Below are 18,545 nucleotides of genomic sequence, written 5' to 3' on the forward strand. Positions count from 1 at the left end.
CATGAACACCCCCATCCGTCGGCTGGCCTACGTGGTCATCGCGATGTTCACCTCGCTGCTGCTGGCGACCACGTGGATCCAGTTCGTCTCCGCCGACGACCTGCGCGAGCGGCCCGGCAACCGGCGCACCCTCATCGACGCCTACAGCCGCGAGCGCGGCGCCATCCTCGTCGACGGCACGGCGATAGCCCGGTCCGAGCGCACCGACACCGACCTGGAGTGGGTGCGCCGCTACGACCAGGCCACCCGCTACGCCCACGTCACCGGCTACTGGTCTTTCACCTACGGCGCCGGTCTCGGGCTCGAGCGGGCGCGCAACGCGGTGCTGGCCGGCACCGACGACAGCCTCTTCTACCAGCGGCTCGTCGACGTCGTCACCGGGCGGCCGCCCCAGGGCGCCAGCCTCGAGCTCACCATCGACCCGGAGGTGCAGGCGGCCGCCGCGGACGCGCTCGGCGACCGGCGGGGGGCCGCGGTCGCCATCGACCCCCGGACCGGCGCGATCCTGGCGATGGTCAGCCGGCCGAGCTTCGACCCCAACGCCCTCTCCAGCCACCAGCTGTCGGCCGTCGACGATGCCTACGCCCGGCTGACGCAGGACCCTGAGCAGCCGCTGGTCAACCGGGCCATCGCCGGTGACCTCTACCCGCCCGGGTCCACCTACAAGCTGGTCGTGGCGGCCGCGGCGCTGGAGAGCGGCGACTACGACGCCGACACCGAGCTCGAGGGCGGCCTGACCTACACCCTGCCCGGCACGGAGACCAGCCTGCCCAACTTCGGCGGCGCCGCCTGCGACCCCGAGGGCCGGCCCACCCTGGCGCGCTCGGTGCAGGTCTCGTGCAACACCTCCTTCGCGTGGCTGGCCGACCAGCTGGGCGCCGACGCGCTGCGCGAGCAGTCCGAGCGGTTCGGCTTCGGCCAGCAGCTCGAGGTGCCGATGACCGTCACCCCCTCCTCCTACCCCGAGGACCCCGACGACGCCCAGGTAGCGCTCACCGGCATCGGCCAGCACGAGGTCCGGGTCACCCCGCTGCAGGTGGCGATGGTCTCCGCGGCGATCGCCAACGACGGCGAGCTGATGACGCCATACCTGGTGGAGGCCGTGCGCAACCGCGACCTCGAGGTGATCGAGGACACCGACCCGCGCACGATGTCGCGCAGCGTGTCGGCGGAGACCGCCGACACGCTGACGGACATGATGGTCTCGGTGGTCGAGTCCGGGTCCGGGACGGGTGCCCAGCTCCCGGGGGTGGACGTCGCCGGCAAGACGGGGACCGCGGAGTACGGCGCCAGCGGGGGCGCGCACGCCTGGTTCACCGGGTTCGCCCCCGCGGACGACCCCCGGATCGCGGTCGCGGTGATCGTGGAGTCCGCGACCGACAACTGGACGGGTGAGACCGGCGGCCTGGTGGCCGCGCCGGTCGCCCGGGCCATGCTCGAGGCAGGAGTGCAACCATGACCGACGACCCGACCCAGGCCAACCCCGCGGCCACCCCGGGTGCGGAGGAGCCACGCGTGCTCGGCGGCCGCTACGAGGTCGGTGAGCTCGTGGGCCGTGGCGGGATGGCCGACGTGCACGCCGGCCACGACCTGCGCCTCGGGCGGGCGGTCGCGATCAAGATCCTGCGCACCGACCTCGCCCGCGACTCCTCCTTCCTGGCCCGCTTCCGCCGGGAGGCCCAGGCCGCGGCCGGTCTCAACCACCCCTCGATCGTCGGGGTCTTCGACTCCGGCGAGGAGCTCATGCGCGAGCCCGGCGGTGCGCCGCTGCACGTGCCCTACATCGTCATGGAGTATGTCGAGGGCAAGACCCTGCGCGAGCTGCTCAACGAGCAGCGCCAGCTCCTGCCCGACGAGGCCGCCCGGATCACCGCGGCGGTGCTCTCGGCGCTGGAGTACGCGCACGAACGGGGCCTGGTCCACCGCGACATCAAGCCCGCCAACGTCATGGTCACCCCCTCCGGTGGTGTGAAGGTGATGGACTTCGGCATCGCCCGGGCCCTGGCGGACACCGCCGCCACCATGACCCAGACGCAGGCGGTCATGGGCACCGCGCGCTACCTCTCGCCCGAGCAGGCCCAGGGCCTGGACGTCGACGGCCGCTCCGACCTCTACTCGGTCGGCTGCCTGCTCTACGAGCTGCTCGCCGGCCGGACCCCGTTCCAGGGCGACCCGGTCTCCCTCGTCTACCAGCACCTGGGGGAGACCCCGAAGGCGCCGTCGACCCACCAGTCGCACCTGCCGCAGGCCCTGGACGCGATCACCCTGCACGCGCTGGAGAAGAACCGCGACGAGCGCTACCAGTCGGCCGCCGACTTCCGCGCCGACCTCAACGCCGCACGCGCCGACGAGCCGGTCTCGGCCGGGGCGCTGGCGAGCTACAACGCGGTGCTCGGCGTGGCCGGGGCGGGTGCCGCCGCGATCGCCAGGTCGCGGGGCACCGACGAGCGGACCCAGGCGGTCCCCCGCGCGGGGGCAGGGGGTGCCGGCCCCGCCGCGGCCGGTGCTGCGGGTGCCTACGCGGCCTCCGGCCGGCGCGACCCGCTCCCCTTCGACGACGACGGCCCGGGATACCCGCAGGAGGAGGACAGCTGGGAGCGCACCGACGAGATGCCGGTGCGCGAGCGGCGGCACCGCGGGGCGGCCCTGCTGCTCGGCGCGCTCTCGCTGCTGGCCGTGGCCGGCGTGGCCTGGGTCCTCTTCCAGGTCCTGGGGCCCGGCGGTGCGGACGAGCCGGTGATGGTCACCGTCCCCAACACGGTGGGCATGACCGAGCCGCAGGCGCGGACCGAGCTGACCACGCTGGGCTTCACCGTGCCCGAGGCGACCGAGCGCAACAGCGACCAGCCGCTGGGGCAGGTCATCGAGCAGGACCCGCCGGCAGGTGAGCTCGAGGAGGGGGGCACGGTCAGCCTCGTCGTCTCCGCCGGGCCCGAGGCCAGGGAGATCCCCGACGTGGCGGGCATGGAGGAGCAGGCCGCCCGTGACCTGCTGGAGCGGGAGGGCTTCACCAACGTGCGCGACGACGCCGAGGAGGTGGACGACCCGGACGTCGAGCGCGGCCACGTCGTCAGCACCGACCCCGGTGCGGGCGAGGAGGTCGAGCCCGACCGCGAGATCGTGCTGAGCATCGCCAGCGGCGAGGTGGACATGCCCGAGCTCGTCGGGCAGAACCAGAACGCCGCGGTGGTCCTGCTCAACGAGGCAGGGCTGGAGTGGACCATCACCGAGGAGCGCACGGCCGCTGCCGACCCGGGCACGGTGCTGACGCAGTCGGTCGAGCCCGGGCAGCGCGTCGCGGTCGGCGAGGAGATCGCCCTCGTCGTGGCGGCCGAGCCGGTCGTCGTCGAGACGGCGACCGAGACGGTCACCGTGCAGCCGCCGCCGGCGCCGGCCCCCTCACCGACGCCACCGCCGAGCGACCCCGCGCCCACCACCTCCGAGCCCACCCCGACCGACGAGCCGACACCGACCGGGACCGACCCGGCGGAGCCCAGCGACCGGCGCGGCCCGCCGGAGGACCCTCCGGGGAACGGCTGAGGGACCGAGAGGTCAGCCGGAGTCGGGCAGCGAGACGGTGCCCGGGACGACGTCGTCCGCGACGCGCGCGTAGCTCGGGCGGAACACGCCGGTGAACGCCGGCATCTCCACCTGACCGACGTCCTGCACGACATACCCCAGGCCGATGGCGCGGGCCCACTGCCGGTAGGTGCTCACGACCGGGTCCGCCTCGAGCGCGGCGCGCAGCGCGGCGGGGTCGCCGATGGCCGTGACGGTGTAGGGAGGGGAGTAGACCCGTCCCTGGAGGAAGAGGGTGCTGCCCACGCACTGGACGGCGCTGGTGGAGACGATGCGCTGGTCCTGGACCATGATCGCCTCGGCGCCACCGGCCCACAGCGCGTTGACGACGCCCTGCAGGTCCTGCTGGTGCACCACCACGTCGTCGACGGAGTAGCCCTCCGGCAGCGTGTCGAGGCTGTAGCCCGCGTCGTCGAGGGTCACCTGCACGGCCGCCCCGGTCACCGGGGCCAGGCCCACCGCGGGCGCCACCGCGTCGGCGCGTCGGGCGAGCCGGCGCGTCTCGCTGGTGTCCACCGCCTCCTGCAGCGTGGAGACCTCTGCCCGCAGCTCCTCGGCCTGCTCGCTGAGCTCGCGCACCTGGTCGTCACGGGCGGTGATCAGCCCGACCAGGTCCGTCGCGCCGCCCCCGATCGGGCGGTCGCTGGCCAGCGACGCGCTCGTGCCGAAGAGCAGGCCGGCCAGCAGGCTGACGGCCGTGACCCCCACGACGCCCTTGCGGGCGCGCCAGCCGGAGGCGCCGGAGGCGCGACCGGTCTCGGGTGCGGAGGACATGGGCGCAAGGGTATCCGCGTATCCTGACCGCACCGACTGCGAAGGAGACAGCCGTGCCCGAATCACGCGGACGCGAGGGTGCCAAGAAGCGCGCCCAGCGCGCCAGCGAGCTCGCCCCCCAGACCCAGAAGCTGCCCTCGAACCCGTCCTGGTTCGTCCCCGTGATGTGCACGCTGATGATCGTCGGCGTCCTGTGGGTCGCAACCTTCTACATCACCTCCGGCCAGTGGCCCGTCGAGGCGCTGCGCTACTGGAACCTCGCCATCGGGATGGGCCTGATCATGGCCGGCTTCGTGATGGCCACCCGGTGGCGCTGACCCTCGGAGTTATCCACACCCTGTCCCCAGGCTGGGGACAAATCACACCGATGTAACTCGTTTCTGTGGACAACCGGTGGAGGTTGCCGCGCCCCGGTCGCAGATCAGCCCCCGCCGGTGTCCCGGCAGGGGCTGATCGATGTGGGGCGGGCGCCGGGGTCGTCAGACGCCGAGACCCAGCGCCGTGGGACCGAGCACCTGCAGGATGCGCCCTACCGCCAGGGCGGCCAGCAGGACGCCGGTGGCGGCCAGCGCCGGCCAGATGAGACGGCGGCGGCGCACCGCCTCGGCCGAGCGCCCCGGCGTGCTCGTGAGCAGGAGCAGCCCTCCGACGGCGGCGCCGGTGACGGCCCCGCCCAGGTGGGCCTGCCAGGCGATGCCGCCGACGAAGAACGGCAGCGCCAGGTTGATCCCGATCATGACCAGCAGGCTGGTGGGCACCTGTCCCTGGCGCAGGAGCAGCACGACGTAGAGGAACAGCAGGCCGAAGATGGCCCCGGACGCCCCGACCACCGGCACGAACCAGCCGGGCTCGAGGCCTGCCAGCAGCAGCACCCCCACCGAGCCCCCGACCGCGCACAGCAGGTAGACGGTCAGGAACTTGGCCGGCCCCAGCGTGCGCTCGAGCACCGGGCCGAAGGCCCACAGGATGTACATGTTGAACAGGATGTGCAGCAGGCTCACCGGTGAGTGCACGAAGGCCGAGGTGAGGAACCGCCAGGGCTCGCTGCCCGCCAGGACCCCGACGAACGCCAGGTCGCGGGTCAGCCCCGGGACGACGCGCTGGCCGAGGTAGACCAGCACGCACAGGCCGACGAGCGTCCACGTGACGTAGGGCGTGCCCGCCGTCGCCGGCGCGCCGAAGCGGGTCCGCGGGGTCGGCGCGGTCCGTGAGCCCTCCTTGACGCAGTCGACGCACTGGATGCCGACGGCGGCCGGCCGCTGGCAGTCCGGGCACGTCGGGCGGCCGCACCGCTGGCACCGGACGTAGGACACCCGGTCGGGATGGCGCGGGCAGGTGGGGGGCTGGGCGGCGGAGGGGGCGGACGGGTCGGCGCCACCGCCCGGGCGACCCGGGTCGCCCGGGCCGCCGGGCCCGCCCCCGGGCGGCCCGGGTGGGGTCGCGCTCACGGGTGCCGGGTCAGCGCTCGACGGAGACGCGCTCGATGACGACCGGCTCGACGGGCTTGTCGTTGGCGCCGGTCTTGACCGCCGCGATGGCGTCGACCACGTCGCGGGAGGCCTGGTCGGACACCTCGCCGAAGATCGTGTGCTTGCCCTGCAGCCAGGTCGTGGAGTCGACGGTGATGAAGAACTGCGAGCCGTTGGTGCCCTTGCCCATGCGCTTGCCGGCGTTGGCCATGGCGAGCATGTAGGGCTGGTTGAAGGTGTGGTCGGGGCTGATCTCGTCGTCGAAGGTGTAGCCGGGGCCGCCGACGCCCTCACCGAGCGGGCAGCCGCCCTGGATCATGAACCCGGGGATGATGCGGTGGAAGGTCAGCCCGTCGAAGAACGGCTGGGGGTTGGTCCGCCCGGCGTTGTCGCGGTACTCCTTCTCACCCGTGGCGAGGCCGACGAAGTTGTCGACGGTCTTGGGCGCGGCGTGCTCGAAGAGCTCGAGGTGGATGTCGCCGTGGTTGGTGTGAAGCGTCACGTTCATGCGGCACAGTCTCGCACGGGCCCGCGCACGGCCGGGTCCGCCCGGGGCAGGGCGGGCGCACGGCATACCCCGGGTGTGCGGTGCCCGCGCCCCCCGGTAGAGACGACCGGCGGGACAGGGCAGGATGGGGAGCAGACCACTACAAGGAGGAGCCTGACGTGTTCTTCAAGACCGAAGCCGATCGAGCGACCGCCCAGGCGGCCAAGGCCCGCCACGACGCCGGGGAGGCCGGCAGCAACGCCGCGCTGGGGGCGCGCAACCTGGGTGCGGCGGTCCTCGCGACCCTGGCCGAGGTGACCGCACCCGCCGACGACCGCAAGGGCAAGAAGCACGCGAAGAAGGCGCGTGCGAAGGCCGTGCAGGCAGCCCGCAAGGACAGGGAGGCGGCGTCCAAGGCCGCCTCGAAGGCCGCGGGGCACAGCCGCAAGGCTGCCGAGCACGGGCGCGCGGTCGCCGACAAGCGCGCCGACGCCGCCGGGGGCACCCTCGCCGCGCTGGCGGGCACCGCCGGGCACACGGTGGCGGGGGCCGCCGCGACGGCCGCCGGCACCGCCAAGGTCGCCGGGTCGCAGCTGGCGCACAAGGTGTCCTCGGCCGACCTGACCGACAAGGCGCGCGCCCAGGCGGCCCATGTGCGGGAGGCCGCCGCGGAGCGCTCGGCACCGCTGGCCGGCTCGGCCAAGGAGAAGGCCGGCGCCAGCGCGGCGCTCGTCGCGGCCCTGGCCGCCGCCGCCCGGGAGAAGGCCGACGAGACCCGCACCCGGGCCCTGCTGGGCATGGACCACGGGATCGACTCGGCCGTCCCGCGCGCCCAGGAGGGCGTCGCGGCGATGGGGCCCCGTGTCGACCACCTGCGCGACGTCATCAACAACGAGCTGCTGCCGAAGATCCAGGAGATGCTCGGCGACGTGCAGCACGGCAAGGACCGTCTCCTCACCCAGGACGAGGGCGTCGTGGCCGCGCTGACCGGCACGCTGAAGAAGCGCCGGCGCAAGGGCGGCGTGCTGATCACCCTCGGCGTGCTCGCCGCGGCCGGTGCCGGCATCGCCTGGTACCTCAACCAGCAGCAGCGCGAGGGCGCGACCGACCCGTGGGCCAGCAAGGCCGGCGGGGCCGACCCGTGGGCCAGCCGCACGCCCACGAGCGCCGCGGACCCGCTGGCGGAGGCGACGACCGCCACCTCGGCGGCCCCTGCCACTCCCACCGCCCCCGCGACCACGGGCACCACTGCCGGCACCACCGCCGCCGGGACCGCGGTGACCGACACCGGGACGACCGGTGCGGCTACCTCCTCCACCGACGGGCCGCACATGCTGGAGTCGGAGGAGATCGACGCCCTGGCCGCCGAGACCCCGAGCACCACCGAGGAGCAGACCCCGGGGGAGTCCCCCACCGAGGAGATCCGCGAAGCGGGCGAGGACGGCGACGCGGGCACGCCGCGCGCCTGACGCAGCACCGTCGACGGGCGTCCTCCCTCCGGGGATGGCGCCCGTCGGCGTTCCCCGGACGGCCTCGCCCTAACCCCTCCCGTCACATCCGGCACAGGGTCATCTGGCGACACACCGCGACAGCGGGGCGTCGACGGCGGGGTGCGACCCTACGCTGAGGGCGACCGTCGGCGTGCGCGAGCCCTGCGAGTCCGACGCAGGTCCTCCACGCGCGGTCACAGGAGGAGGTCGCCTGTGTCGGTGCAGCCCACGAACGAGCCGAGCCCCGGGACCGGCGCCCCGCTCGACGCGGCGTGGCAGGACGTGCTCGACCCCGTCCCGGCACCGCGCGCCCGCACCGCCACCGCCCGACGTGGGGAGCGCGCGCTGGTCGACCCCGACCGCTCCGCACGCAGCCGCACCTACCGGCCCGCCGTCGCCCGCGGCGGAGCCGTCGACGTCACGGCACCCGCTGCTGCCGGCCAGCCCGGCAGGAGGCGGCCCCGGCGCGGCGGCCGCGGTCCCGAGGGGATCGACCCCCGCCCGGGCCACATCCCCGGCCTCGACGGTCTGCGGGCCATCGCGATCGTCTCGGTGCTGGTCTTCCACTTCGTGCCCGCCGCCCTGCCCGGTGGCTACCTCGGCGTCGACGTCTTCTTCGTGGTCTCGGGGTTCCTCATCACCACGCTGCTTCTGCGCGAGCTGGCGCAGCGGGGCCGCGTCGACCTGCCCGGCTTCTGGAAGCGGCGCGCCCGACGGCTGCTGCCCGCGCTGGCCGTGGTCGTCCTCGTCAGCGTCACCGCGGCGCGGCTCGTCGGTGGCGACCTGCTCGTGGGCATCGGCCGGCAGACGCTCGGGGCGCTGACCTTCACCACCAACTGGCTCGAGATCGCGGCGGGTGCCAGCTACTTCCACACCACCTCCCCGATCCTCTTCATCAACTTCTGGTCCCTGGCCGTCGAGGAGCAGTTCTACCTGCTCTGGCCGCTGACCCTGGTCGTGGCGCTGGCGCTGACCCGCACGACGCGGCAGCGCCTCTACGCGGTGGGCGGCATCGGGCTGGCGTCGGCCGTGGCGATGGCGGTCCTGCACACGCCCGGCACCGACGCCACGCGCGTCTACTACGGCACCGACACCCACCTCATGGGGCTGATGGCCGGTGCCGTCCTCGCGCTGGCCTGGGCGGACCCGACGCACCGGGCCGGCCTGCGCAGCGCGGTATGGCGTCGCTGGCGCTGGGCGGCCGTCCTCGGCTCGCTGCTGGTCCTCGGGGCGCTCATGCGCTGGATGGACGAGTCGTCGCCGCTGACCTTCCGGGGCGGCATCCTGCTCGCGTCGCTGGCCACCGTCGTGCTCGTCGCCGGGCTGCTGGAGTCACCGGGCCCGTGGCGCACGGCCATGCAGCTCGCCCCCCTGCGCTGGCTCGGCGAGCGCTCCTACGGCATCTACCTGTGGCACTGGCCGGTCCTCATCCTGGCCGGTGCCCTCGTGCCCTACGCGGTCGGGACGACCCGCGGCTGGGTCGTGCTCGGCTCGGCCCTGGTGACCACGCTGCTGCTCTCCGAGCTCTCGCTGCGGGTGGTCGAGCGGCCGGTGCGCCGCCACGGGCTGCGGGCCTCGGTCCGGTCCCTCGGGCGGTGGCTGCGCACCCCGTGGCAGGTGAGCCGCACGCCCCGCGTCGTCGCCTCCGTCGTCGCCCTCATGCTCGTGCTCACCGGGGTCGCGGTGGCCACCGCGCCGGAGAAGTCGAGCACCCAGCAGCAGATCGAGGACACCGAGTCGCGCCTCAACGGCACCTCCGCCGCCTCGGGTGCCGGCTCCGCCGTGGAGGCCGGCACCGACGGCATCGGGTCGGGGGCCGAGCTCGGACAGGCGCCCGGCGACGCGGCGGCCGCCGAGGAGGGGTCCCGGGCGGCGGGCGCCGGCCTCGGGCTGGGCCAGGTGGACGCCGAGGGGGGCGAGGCAGGGTCCGAGCAGGGGTCCGAGGACACGGCAGCCGACGACGCCCGGCCGACCGAGGAGGGTGCCGATGCCGAGGAGCCGGCGGCACCTGCTCCTGCTGACGCGGTCGAGGTCAACGGCTCGGCCTTCTCCCCCGACGTCGACGGGCTGCTGGTGCCCTCCGGCGAGACGATCACCGCCTTCGGCGACTCGCTGGTCGTGACGAGCGCGGACGGCCTCACCCACCGCTTCCCGGGCATCGGCTACGTCGCGCAGTCCAACCGGCAGTGGCGCGACGCCCCCGCCGTCCTCGAGCAGGCCCTGGCGGAGGGCGCCGTGCGCGACAACGTCGTGCTGCACCTGGGCACCAACGCCGGCGTGGACGAGCAGGGCCTGCGCGCCGCCCTCGAGGCGTTCGGGCCCGAGCGCAACGTGGTGGTGATGAACCTCTTCGTCAACGCCAGCTTCACGGCCGGCTCCAACGCGACGATCGAGGCGGTCGTCGCCGAGCACCCCAACGCCGTGGTCGGGGACTGGCACGGCACGATCAGCGAGCAGCCGCAGGTGCTGCAGGCGGACAAGGTGCACCCCGACATGGACGGGATGCACGTGTATGCCGAGGTCGTCGCGCGCGCCTTCGACGAGCTCGCGCGGCGCGGGCGCTGAGCGGGTGCACGCCATACCCGCCAGGTCCCCGTGCACAGGTGGGCGGGGGCGTTCTGTGGCAGGCTCGACCTCGTGAACATCGTGTTCGTCGAGCCGCACTTCCCCCGGAACCAGCGCGAGTTCCCGCGCGCGCTCGCCGAGGCGGGAGCCAACGTCATCGGCATCGGGGAGACCCCCCTGGACTACCTCGACCACCAGCTCAGGGACTGGATGACCCACTACGAGCAGGTGGGGTCGGTGACCGACCTGCAGCAGATGACCGACGCCGTGCGCCGCGTCCAGGGCATGGTCTGGGTGGACCGGCTCGAGTCGACCATCGAGTCCCACCAGATGGTCGCCGCGCAGGTCCGTGAGGCGCTGGGCATCCCGGGCACCTCCGTGCGGACCACGTGGCTGTGTCGCGACAAGCCGTCCATGAAGGACGCCCTGCGCCAGGCCGGCGTGCCCGTCGCCCGGTCCACGGGGGCCGACACGGCCGACGAGGTGCTCAGCTTCGCCCGCCAGGTCGGCTACCCGCTCATCCTCAAGCCGCGCGACGCGGCAGGGGCCGCCGGCACCTTCCGGGTCGACAACGACACCGAGCTCGACGTCGCGCTGGCCGGCCTGGGCAGCCACGGCTCGATCGCGGTCGAGGAGTTCATCGAGGGGCACGAGGGCTTCTACGACACGATCTCGATCGACGGCCAGCCGGTCCTCGACTTCGCCTCCCACTACTACCCGGGGGTCCTGGAGGCGATGCGCACCCGCTGGATCTCGCCCCAGTTCGTCGCGACCAACCGCATCGACTCCGGCCCGCTCTACGCCGAGCTGCGGGAGATGGGGGCCCGCGTCAACGCCGCGCTGGGCATCGGCACCTCGGCCACCCACATGGAGTTCTTCCACGGCCCCAAGGGCCTGGTGTTCAGCGAGATCGGCTGCCGGCCCCCGGGCGTGGGCTGCTGGGACCTCTACTGCGCGGCCAACGACATGGACGTCTACGCCGCCTGGGCCGAGGCGATCGTGCACGGCCACATCTCCTCGCATCCCAGCCGCAGCCACTCCGCCGGGATCATCGCGCTGCGCCCGGACCGCGACGGGGTGATCACCGGCTACTCCGGCCTGGAGGACGTCGAGAACCGCTACGGCCGCTGGATCATCGACGCCCACGTCCCGCCCCAGGGCACCGGCACGCAGCCGGTCGAGGCCGGCTTCATGGCCAACGCGTGGATCCGGATGCGGCACCCGGACTACGACCACCTGCGGGAGATGCTCGACGACGTCGGCCGCACCGTGCAGGTCCATGCCGGCTGACGACCCGTTCGCCGACCCCCGCATCACCCTCCTCGGGCCGCAGCGCGAGCCCCGGGTCCCGAAGGTGGCCGAGCGCCTGGGCCTGCGCGGGCGGCGCTTCGCGATCATCACCGCCGGCTGGCGCGACCGGGAGTCCGAGGACGAGCTGCTCACCGACCTGCTGGGCGGCAACACCGTCAACCTGGGGCTGTGGAGCCTCATGCAACGGGTGTGGGAGCGCGACCCCGAGCTCGCCGAGGGCGACCGCCGACGGCGGCTGATCCACACCGAGATGCAGGAGCTCTACCTGATCGGCCTGGAGCAGGCGGTCGTGGCCATCCGGCGGATCCGGGAGCACAACCCCCGCGACGAGCGGGTGGTCGACATGGCGGTAGAGGACGTCCTGGAGGTGATGCGCCGCATGGACGCGCGCCACCTCGAACGCGTCGCCGACCTCAACCACTCCTTCTACGCCCGCTACGAGCCCCAGCACCGCGACGCGGTGGTCGACGGGCGCTTCCACGTCGGCCGGCTGGTCGCCGACTGCGAGGCGATCGCCGTCACCGGCGGGCACGTCGGGGTGCTCATGGGGGCGCTGCACCTGTTCAATCTGGCACCGGCGCTGGCGGCGCCGCCTCCGGTGACGGACGCGGGGGCAGACGGCACGCCGGTGCTGCTGCGCCCGGTGCTGGCCTGGGGGGCCGGGGCGATGGTGCTGACCGAGCGCGTCCTGCTCTTCTACGACCACGCGGTCTCCAGCCCGTCGGTCTCCGAGCTGCTCATGAACGGCCTGGGCCTGACCCGGGGCATCGTGGCTCTGCCCTCACCCAAGGAGCGGCTGGCCATGCGCGACCCCGACCGGATGTCGGTCCTGGTCCGCCGGGCCGCCCCGGCGCACGCCCTCCTGCTCGACGAGCAGGCCGAGGTCACGCTCACCGCGGGCGGGCACCTGCCGGCCGGGGCGCGGATCCTCGGCCCCGACGGTGCGGTCACGACCTACGCCCCGCCGGCACCGCCGGCCCGGGACGGGGAGGCGTCCGCCCGGGAGGAGGAGAGCGCATGAGCCTGCCCACGTCATACCCCGCCCCGCCCCGGCACAAGGGCAAGCTGGCCATCAACGCGCTCAAGGCCACGGCCCCGCTGGACGGGCCCAAGGTCGACGAGTTCCTCGCGCGCCACCAGGTCCCGATCGTGGAGGGCGCCAAGTGCACCTTCCTCTACCGCGGCCACGTCGACGCGGTCGCGGTGCGCCACCGCATCGTCAACCAGCCCCAGCACGTGCCGATGCGCCGGCTCGAGGGCACCGACCTGTGGTACGTCACCATCGAGCTGCCGGCCCAGTCGCGGGTGGAGTACCAGATCGAGGTGCGCTCGGGCGGTGCCGTCGAGACCTTCAACGACCCGCTCAACCCCCTCGTCGCGCACTCGCCGGTCGGCTCCTCCAGCGTGCTGCAGGCGGCCGGCTACGAGACGCCGGACTGGGTGCAGCCCCGGCCCGAGGCCCGCCCCGGCGAGCTGGTCGACTGGACGATGCAGTCCAAGGCGCTGCGACGCACCGTCCACAACCGGATCTACCTGCCCGCGCGCTTCCGGCGCAGCAGCGCCTACCCGCTGCTGGTCGTGCACGACGGCGACGACTACATCACCTACGCGGCGATGAAGACCGTCCTGGACAACATCATCCACGACCTGGACATGGCCGAGACGATCGTCGTCTTCTCCAACCCGGGCGACCGGCTGCGCGAGTACCCCAACTACGCCCCGCACGCGCGGCACCTGGCCCGCGAGCTGCTGCCGGCCATCGAGGAGGAGCTGCCGGTGGTGCGCCGGTCGGCGGCCCGCTGCCTGATGGGCGCCAGCTTCGGCGCCGTCGCCTCGCTGTCCACGGCCGCCCGCCACCCGGACACGTGGGGCAACCTGCTGCTGCAGTCCGGCTCGTTCGTCTTCACCGACATCGGCAGCGACCACGGCGGAGGGCCGGCGTTCGACCCGGTCGTGAAGTTCATGAACCGCTACCGGGCCAGGCCGCGGCGCATCGCCGACCGGATGTACGTGCACTGCGGCATCTACGAGCCGCTCATCGTGCCCAACCGCTCCATGGTGCCGGTCTTCGAGTCCACGGGCGCCCAGGTGCGCTACGTCGAGTCACGCGACGGGCACTCGTGGGAGAACTGGCGGGACCGGCTGCGGGACGGCCTGTCGTGGATCTTCCCCGGTCCGCAGAAGCTTGTCTATGAATAATCCGATACACCCGAATATCTGACTAGGAGCACCACCATGGCAACGTCATACCTGCTGGTCGACGGCGAGAACATCGACGCGACCCTCGGCAATTCGATCCTGGGCCGGCGCCCGCACCCCGACGAGCGCCCGCGCTGGGACCGGCTGCTCACCTTCACCCAGGAGACCTGGGGACAGCCCGCCAAGGGCCTGTTCTTCCTCAACGCCAGCAGCGGGCTGCCGATGGCCTTCGTCCAGGCGCTGCGGGCACTGGGCTACACCCCCGTGCCGTTGTCGGGCACCGCGGAGGAGAAGGTCGTCGACATCGCCATCCAGCGCACCCTCGACGCCCTGCTGGAGCGGGACGACGACGTGATGCTGGTCAGCCACGACGGCGACTTCCTGGAGTCGGTCGAGCCGCTGGTCGACGGCCGCCGGCGGGTGGGGCTCATCGCCTTCGAGGAGTTCCGCAACTCCGGCTTCTCCGCCCTGGTCGCCCGGGGTATGCAGTTCTACGACCTCGAGCACGACACGCTCGCCTTCAACGCCCCGCTGCCGCGTCTGCGCATCATCCCGATCGAGGAGTTCGACCCGGTCCAGTTCCTCTGAGGACGGGCTGCCCCGTGTCGCGGGGGTGAGCGACAGCACACTCCGACTCACCCGAAAGGGTGGCCATCGGTGTGACTGGTGTGACTACAGTGCATTCGTCCCATACCTTCCCCGGCCCTTCCTGTCCCGATGGGCCGTCCGACGGAGATGACCGATGCGCACTTCCAGCCACCCCCCGTCCCGCCGGCCCCTGCTGGCCGCCCTCACCCTCCCGGCCGTGACGCTGCTCACGGCCGCCCTCACCGTCTCCGGGGCGGCCGCCGCCCCGGTCGTGGACGACGCCGACCCGCAGGCCGCCCACCGCAGCGTGCCGCTCGCGCAGGACCTGGCAGCCTCGTCCGCCCGCCAGCTGCCGGGCACCGACGACGCGGCGGCGACCGCCTCCGCGGAGCCGGTCAGCACGGCCACCCTCAGCCTGGGCGAGGGCGTGCACGTCCTGGGCCTGCGCTGGGAGGGCCCGCAGCCCGAGGCCGCCGAGCTGCGCGTGCGCGAGCCCGGCGCCGAGTGGGGCGACTGGGCCGAGCTCGACGACGTGGTGCCCACGGAGCCGTTCACCGTCGAGGTCGAGACCGCCACGCAGGGCAGCGCGACGGGTGCCTCGGGGGCACCCGTCGACGGCACCCAGGAGGCGCCGCGCGCGACCACCGGCGACGTGGTGGTGGGTGCCGCCGAGGTGCAGGTGCGCCTCGTGGGGGAGGCGACCGACGCCTCGCTGGAGGCGTGGACCACCCAGCGCACCTCCGCCGACGTCGCCTCCGTGCAGGCGCTGCCGATCACCACCGAGGAGATCGCGATCGGCACCCGCGCCGACTGGGGCGTCGACGAGTCGATGCGCGGGACCAAGCCACGCCACCTGGTGCACGACACCCCCCAGCTCGGCGTGACGGTCCACCACACGGCGGGGATCAACGACTACGCCGCCGTCGACGTGCCCTCGATCATCCGGGGCATCTTCTACTACCACGGGCAGACCCTCGGGTGGGGCGACATCGGCTACGCGGCGCTCGTGGACAAGTACGGGCGGACCTGGGAGGGCCGGGCCGGCGGTGTGGAGGAGAACCTCCAGCTCGCCCACGCCTTCGGCATGAACCGTGACTGGGCCGGCATCGCCGTGCTCGGCAACCACGAGACGGCGCAGGTCTGGCGCACCGAGCTCGACGCGCTGTCGGAGCTGACCGCCTGGACGCTGGACACCCACGGGGTCACGGCGGGCACGACGGTGCGCTACACCAACGCCTACGAGGGCTGGACCCGCACGCTGCCGGTCGTGCACGCCCACCGCGACGTCGGGCTGACGCTGTGCCCGGGCTACAGCATGTACGCCCTCATGGACACCCTGCGGGCGTGGGTCGTCACCGACCAGCGGGAGTCCTCCGACGCCGTCCAGCGGATCGGCGGGGCGGACCGGTATGCCGTGTCCGCCGCCCTGGCGCGCGAGGCGTTCCTGGAGGGGACGCGCTCGGCATACCTGGTCTCGGGGCACGCCCTGCCCGACGCGCTGGGGGTGGGTGCGGTCGCCGACGCGACCGGTGCGGCCGTGCTGCTGACCCGTCCCACCGCCGTGCCGCGGGAGACCCTCCAGGCCCTGCAGCACCTCGGCGTACGCGACATCACCCTGGTGGGTGGTGAGGGCGTCATCCCGCCGGCGATCGCCGACGACCTGACGGCGCGCGGCTACACGGTGCGCCGGGTGACGGGGGAGGACCGCTACGCCACCGCCGCCCAGCTCGCGGCGCAGCACCCGCGCCCCGGCGGCACGGTCTACGTCGCCGACGGCGTCGGGCTCATCGACGCGCTGGGCGGCGCCGCGGCCGCGGCCGAGCAGGACGGCACCGTGCTCCTCGCCCGGTCCGGACGCCTTCCCATCACCACCGGAAAGGCCCTGCTCGCCCTCGCCCCCTCCCGGGTCGTCGTCCTGGGAGGCGAGGGGGTCCTGAGCCCCGCCGTCATGGAACAGATCGTCACGCTGCTCCCGCAGGCCGCCGTGGAGCGGGTCGGTGGGACCAACCGCTTCGCCACCAGCGGGCAGCTGGCGCAGCACGCCTTCGACGGCGCCCGCAGCGCCGTCGTGGCCTCGGGCGACGCCCCCGTCGACGCCATGGTGGGCACACAGCTCGCCGCACGGCACGGTGGCCCCGTCGTCCTCGCCCGCTCCTCGTGCCGGCCCTCGGAGGTCGACGCCGCCTACCAGGAGCTCGGGATCACGCTGTCCCGCCTGGCCGGTGGCCCGGGCGTGCTCGAGTGGCCCGCCGGTCACGCCGTGTGCTGACCTGACCCGCATGACGAAGGCCCACCCGGATCACCGGGTGGGCCTTCGTCATGGGTGGAGGCGAGGGGACTCGAACCCCTAACCCCCTGCTTGCAAAGTCCACGGGTGGGGTACGCAAAGACTCATTCCTGCAGTTCAGAGCGTTGCTGAGCACCCTGGATCGCGCCGATTGCGTACCCCACTGCAGTACTTTTCTGGGGTACCGGTGGGCGGGGTCACTCAGCCCTTTGGGCGGACGGATCTGGCCTTCGCTGCCACCGCCAATCGTCAAGGCGTGACTGGGGGGCCGCTGCGCGAGGTCGAACGCTCGGTCGGCTAACCGCTGGCTTCGAGCCGGTCGTCCACGTCCGGCATGTCCCCAGGCGCTGACTCGTCAGGACCATCTTCGGGAGGACAGCGCAGCCGAAGCCGTCGACGAGGGTGTGCTGGGACCTCGACGAGCTCGTCTCTGGGGATAGGGCTTGGTCACGGTCGACATCCTTCCAGCCCAGCCCGAGACTAGGCAGATCAGATGGTCACTATCAGCCTCGATCCGCCGATGTAATGGGTGACCGAGCCGGGTCGTGACAGACGAATGCCCCTGTGACCTGGGACGATTGGACTTGCGACAGTTCGATCGACCAGAAAACAGGAGCACCCGATAGTGCGAGTCTGCCACAACATCTCCGCCGTGTTCGACGACCCGAATCTGATCGGCACGGCAGGTCTGGTCCCGGTCATGGGACTGGCCGAGAAGGCCGGACTGCCCGACCTCGTCGGTGAGCACGTCAACGTGCCCGGCTCGGCCGGCGCCAACGCCGACCTCAAGATCGGATCGCTGGTCGCGGGCATGATCGCCGGGGCCGACTCGATCGAGGACATGGACGTGGTGCGCCACGGCGGGATGGGCCGCCTCTTTGCCGGGCACCGGGCCCCGACCACGCTGGGCACCCACCTGCGTGCCTACACCTTCGGCCACGTCCGCCAGCTGGACGCCGTAGCCTCCCGGGTGCTGGTGAACCTGACCGGGATCGTCCCGGGCCTGCTGGCCGGTGCCGACCAGGTCGCCTACCTCGATGTCGACGACACGATCCGCGCCACCCACGGGTACGCCAAGCAGGGCACCGGGTACGGCTACACCGGCGTCAAGGGTCTGAACGTGCAGGTCGCGACCCTGTCCACCCCGACGACGGCACCGGTGCTCGCAGCCACGAGGCTGCGCAAGGGCAACGCCGCCTCGAACCACGGCGCGGCCCGGCTGATCGCCGACGCCGTGGCCACCGCCCGGCGGGCCGGCGCGACCGGCACCCTGACCGTGCGCGCGGACTCGGCCTACTACAACCACGACGTCGTCGCCGCCACCCGCCGGGCCGGGGCCCGGTTCTCCCTGACCGCCCGGATGGACCCGGCCGTGACCGCGGCGATCTCCCGCATCCCCGAGGACGCGTGGGTGTCCATCAAGTACCCGGACGCGATCTGGGACGAGCAGGAGCAGCGGTGGGTCTCCGACGCCCAGGTCGCGCAGACCAGCTACACCGCGTTCACCTCCCGCAAGAAGGCCGAGCACGTCACCGCCCGGCTCATCGTGCGCCGCGTCAGACGCCTCAACCCCAAGGCGGTCACGGCCGGGCAGGACGAGCTGTTCGCGACCTACCGCCACCACGGCGTATTCACCGACTCACCCCTGACGATGCTGGCCGCGGAGGCCTCCCACCGCGACCACGCGATCGTCGAGCAGGTCGGGACTGCTGCACGGGTAGGTGACAGGTTGGGTCAGGCTGCGTGAGCGGCCGGTGTGGTCATGATGGTCTCGTACTCGATGGGGGTCAACCGGC

Annotated in this window: 14 protein-coding genes; 11 read left to right on the plus strand and 3 right to left on the minus strand. The window is 73.2% G+C overall.

Annotated features, from left to right (window positions below):
- The first annotated feature begins 1 nt into the window (after window position 1).
- Complete coding sequence (locus tag K330_RS0107405) at window positions 2-1,459, plus strand: peptidoglycan D,D-transpeptidase FtsI family protein (RefSeq protein WP_022921205.1); 1,458 nt, start codon at window positions 2-4, stop codon at window positions 1,457-1,459.
- Window positions 1,456-3,540, plus strand: coding sequence for a Stk1 family PASTA domain-containing Ser/Thr kinase (pknB, locus tag K330_RS19880; RefSeq protein WP_022921206.1), 2,085 nt, complete (start codon window positions 1,456-1,458; stop codon window positions 3,538-3,540). The genes K330_RS0107405 and pknB overlap by 4 nt, the downstream gene beginning before the upstream one ends.
- Window positions 3,541-3,552: 12 nt before the next feature.
- Here the strand turns inward: pknB and K330_RS19885 are convergent, their stop codons facing one another.
- Window positions 3,553-4,353, minus strand: coding sequence for a DUF881 domain-containing protein (locus K330_RS19885; protein ID WP_022921207.1), 801 nt, complete (start codon window positions 4,351-4,353; stop codon window positions 3,553-3,555).
- Window positions 4,354-4,406: 53 nt separating this feature from the next.
- Here K330_RS19885 and K330_RS0107420 point away from each other — a divergent pair, with 53 nt between their 5' ends.
- Window positions 4,407-4,670, plus strand: a complete 264-nt coding sequence (locus K330_RS0107420) for a cell division protein CrgA (RefSeq protein WP_022921208.1) — start codon at window positions 4,407-4,409, stop codon at window positions 4,668-4,670.
- 162 nt (window positions 4,671-4,832) lie between these two features.
- Here K330_RS0107420 and K330_RS19890 read toward each other — a convergent pair whose 3' ends face one another.
- Window positions 4,833-5,801, minus strand: coding sequence for a rhomboid family intramembrane serine protease (locus tag K330_RS19890; RefSeq protein WP_022921209.1), 969 nt, complete (start codon window positions 5,799-5,801; stop codon window positions 4,833-4,835).
- A 10-nt stretch (window positions 5,802-5,811) separates the two neighbouring features.
- Window positions 5,812-6,330, minus strand: a complete 519-nt coding sequence (locus K330_RS0107430) for a peptidylprolyl isomerase (RefSeq protein WP_022921210.1) — start codon at window positions 6,328-6,330, stop codon at window positions 5,812-5,814.
- A 158-nt stretch (window positions 6,331-6,488) separates the two neighbouring features.
- On the opposite strand from K330_RS0107430, the gene K330_RS0107435 reads away from it, so the two are divergent.
- The 8 genes from K330_RS0107435 (at window position 6,489) to K330_RS19900 (ending at window position 18,496) form a co-directional block, all read left to right on the plus strand.
- Complete coding sequence (locus K330_RS0107435) at window positions 6,489-7,778, plus strand: hypothetical protein (RefSeq protein ID WP_022921211.1); 1,290 nt, start codon at window positions 6,489-6,491, stop codon at window positions 7,776-7,778.
- A 240-nt stretch (window positions 7,779-8,018) separates the two neighbouring features.
- Entirely contained in the window at window positions 8,019-10,364 is a 2,346-nt protein-coding gene (locus tag K330_RS0107440; protein WP_169448518.1) for an acyltransferase family protein, read from the plus strand.
- A gap of 72 nt (window positions 10,365-10,436) precedes the next feature.
- Window positions 10,437-11,654, plus strand: a complete 1,218-nt coding sequence (locus K330_RS0107445; protein WP_022921213.1) for an ATP-grasp domain-containing protein — start codon at window positions 10,437-10,439, stop codon at window positions 11,652-11,654.
- The gene (locus tag K330_RS0107450) at window positions 11,644-12,696 is read left to right on the plus strand and encodes a hypothetical protein (RefSeq protein WP_022921214.1); all 1,053 of its coding nucleotides are present in this window, start codon (window positions 11,644-11,646) and stop codon (window positions 12,694-12,696) included. The genes K330_RS0107445 and K330_RS0107450 overlap by 11 nt, the downstream gene beginning before the upstream one ends.
- Window positions 12,693-13,874: an alpha/beta hydrolase gene (locus K330_RS0107455; protein ID WP_022921215.1), complete on the plus strand. Its 1,182-nt coding sequence runs from the start codon at window positions 12,693-12,695 to the stop codon at window positions 13,872-13,874. The genes K330_RS0107450 and K330_RS0107455 overlap by 4 nt, the downstream gene beginning before the upstream one ends.
- A gap of 36 nt (window positions 13,875-13,910) precedes the next feature.
- Complete coding sequence (locus K330_RS0107460; protein ID WP_022921216.1) at window positions 13,911-14,462, plus strand: NYN domain-containing protein; 552 nt, start codon at window positions 13,911-13,913, stop codon at window positions 14,460-14,462.
- Window positions 14,463-14,616: 154 nt separating this feature from the next.
- Window positions 14,617-16,731 carry a cell wall-binding repeat-containing protein gene (locus K330_RS22575; protein ID WP_022921217.1) on the plus strand — a complete coding sequence of 705 codons (2,115 nt, stop codon included), beginning with the start codon at window positions 14,617-14,619 and terminating at the stop codon, window positions 16,729-16,731.
- Between the two features lie 670 nt (window positions 16,732-17,401).
- Window positions 17,402-18,496, plus strand: coding sequence for an IS1380 family transposase (locus tag K330_RS19900; protein WP_202804507.1), 1,095 nt, complete (start codon window positions 17,402-17,404; stop codon window positions 18,494-18,496).
- The last annotated feature ends 49 nt before the right edge of the window (window positions 18,497-18,545 follow it).

The sequence above is a fragment of the Ornithinimicrobium pekingense DSM 21552 genome, from assembly GCF_000421185.1.
Taxonomy (GTDB): domain Bacteria; phylum Actinomycetota; class Actinomycetes; order Actinomycetales; family Dermatophilaceae; genus Ornithinicoccus; species Ornithinicoccus pekingensis.

Coding starts and splice junctions, on each gene's coding strand:
- K330_RS0107405 (WP_022921205.1), top strand. CDS start 2: ATGAACACCCCCATCCGTCGGCTGGCCTACGTGGTCATCGCGATGTTC.
- pknB (WP_022921206.1), top strand. CDS start 1,456: ATGACCGACGACCCGACCCAGGCCAACCCCGCGGCCACCCCGGGTGCG.
- K330_RS19885 (WP_022921207.1), bottom strand. CDS start 4,353: ATGTCCTCCGCACCCGAGACCGGTCGCGCCTCCGGCGCCTCCGGCTGG.
- K330_RS0107430 (WP_022921210.1), bottom strand. CDS start 6,330: ATGAACGTGACGCTTCACACCAACCACGGCGACATCCACCTCGAGCTC.
- K330_RS0107450 (WP_022921214.1), top strand. CDS start 11,644: ATGCCGGCTGACGACCCGTTCGCCGACCCCCGCATCACCCTCCTCGGG.
- K330_RS0107455 (WP_022921215.1), top strand. CDS start 12,693: ATGAGCCTGCCCACGTCATACCCCGCCCCGCCCCGGCACAAGGGCAAG.
- K330_RS0107460 (WP_022921216.1), top strand. CDS start 13,911: ATGGCAACGTCATACCTGCTGGTCGACGGCGAGAACATCGACGCGACC.
- K330_RS22575 (WP_022921217.1), top strand. CDS start 14,617: ATGCGCACTTCCAGCCACCCCCCGTCCCGCCGGCCCCTGCTGGCCGCC.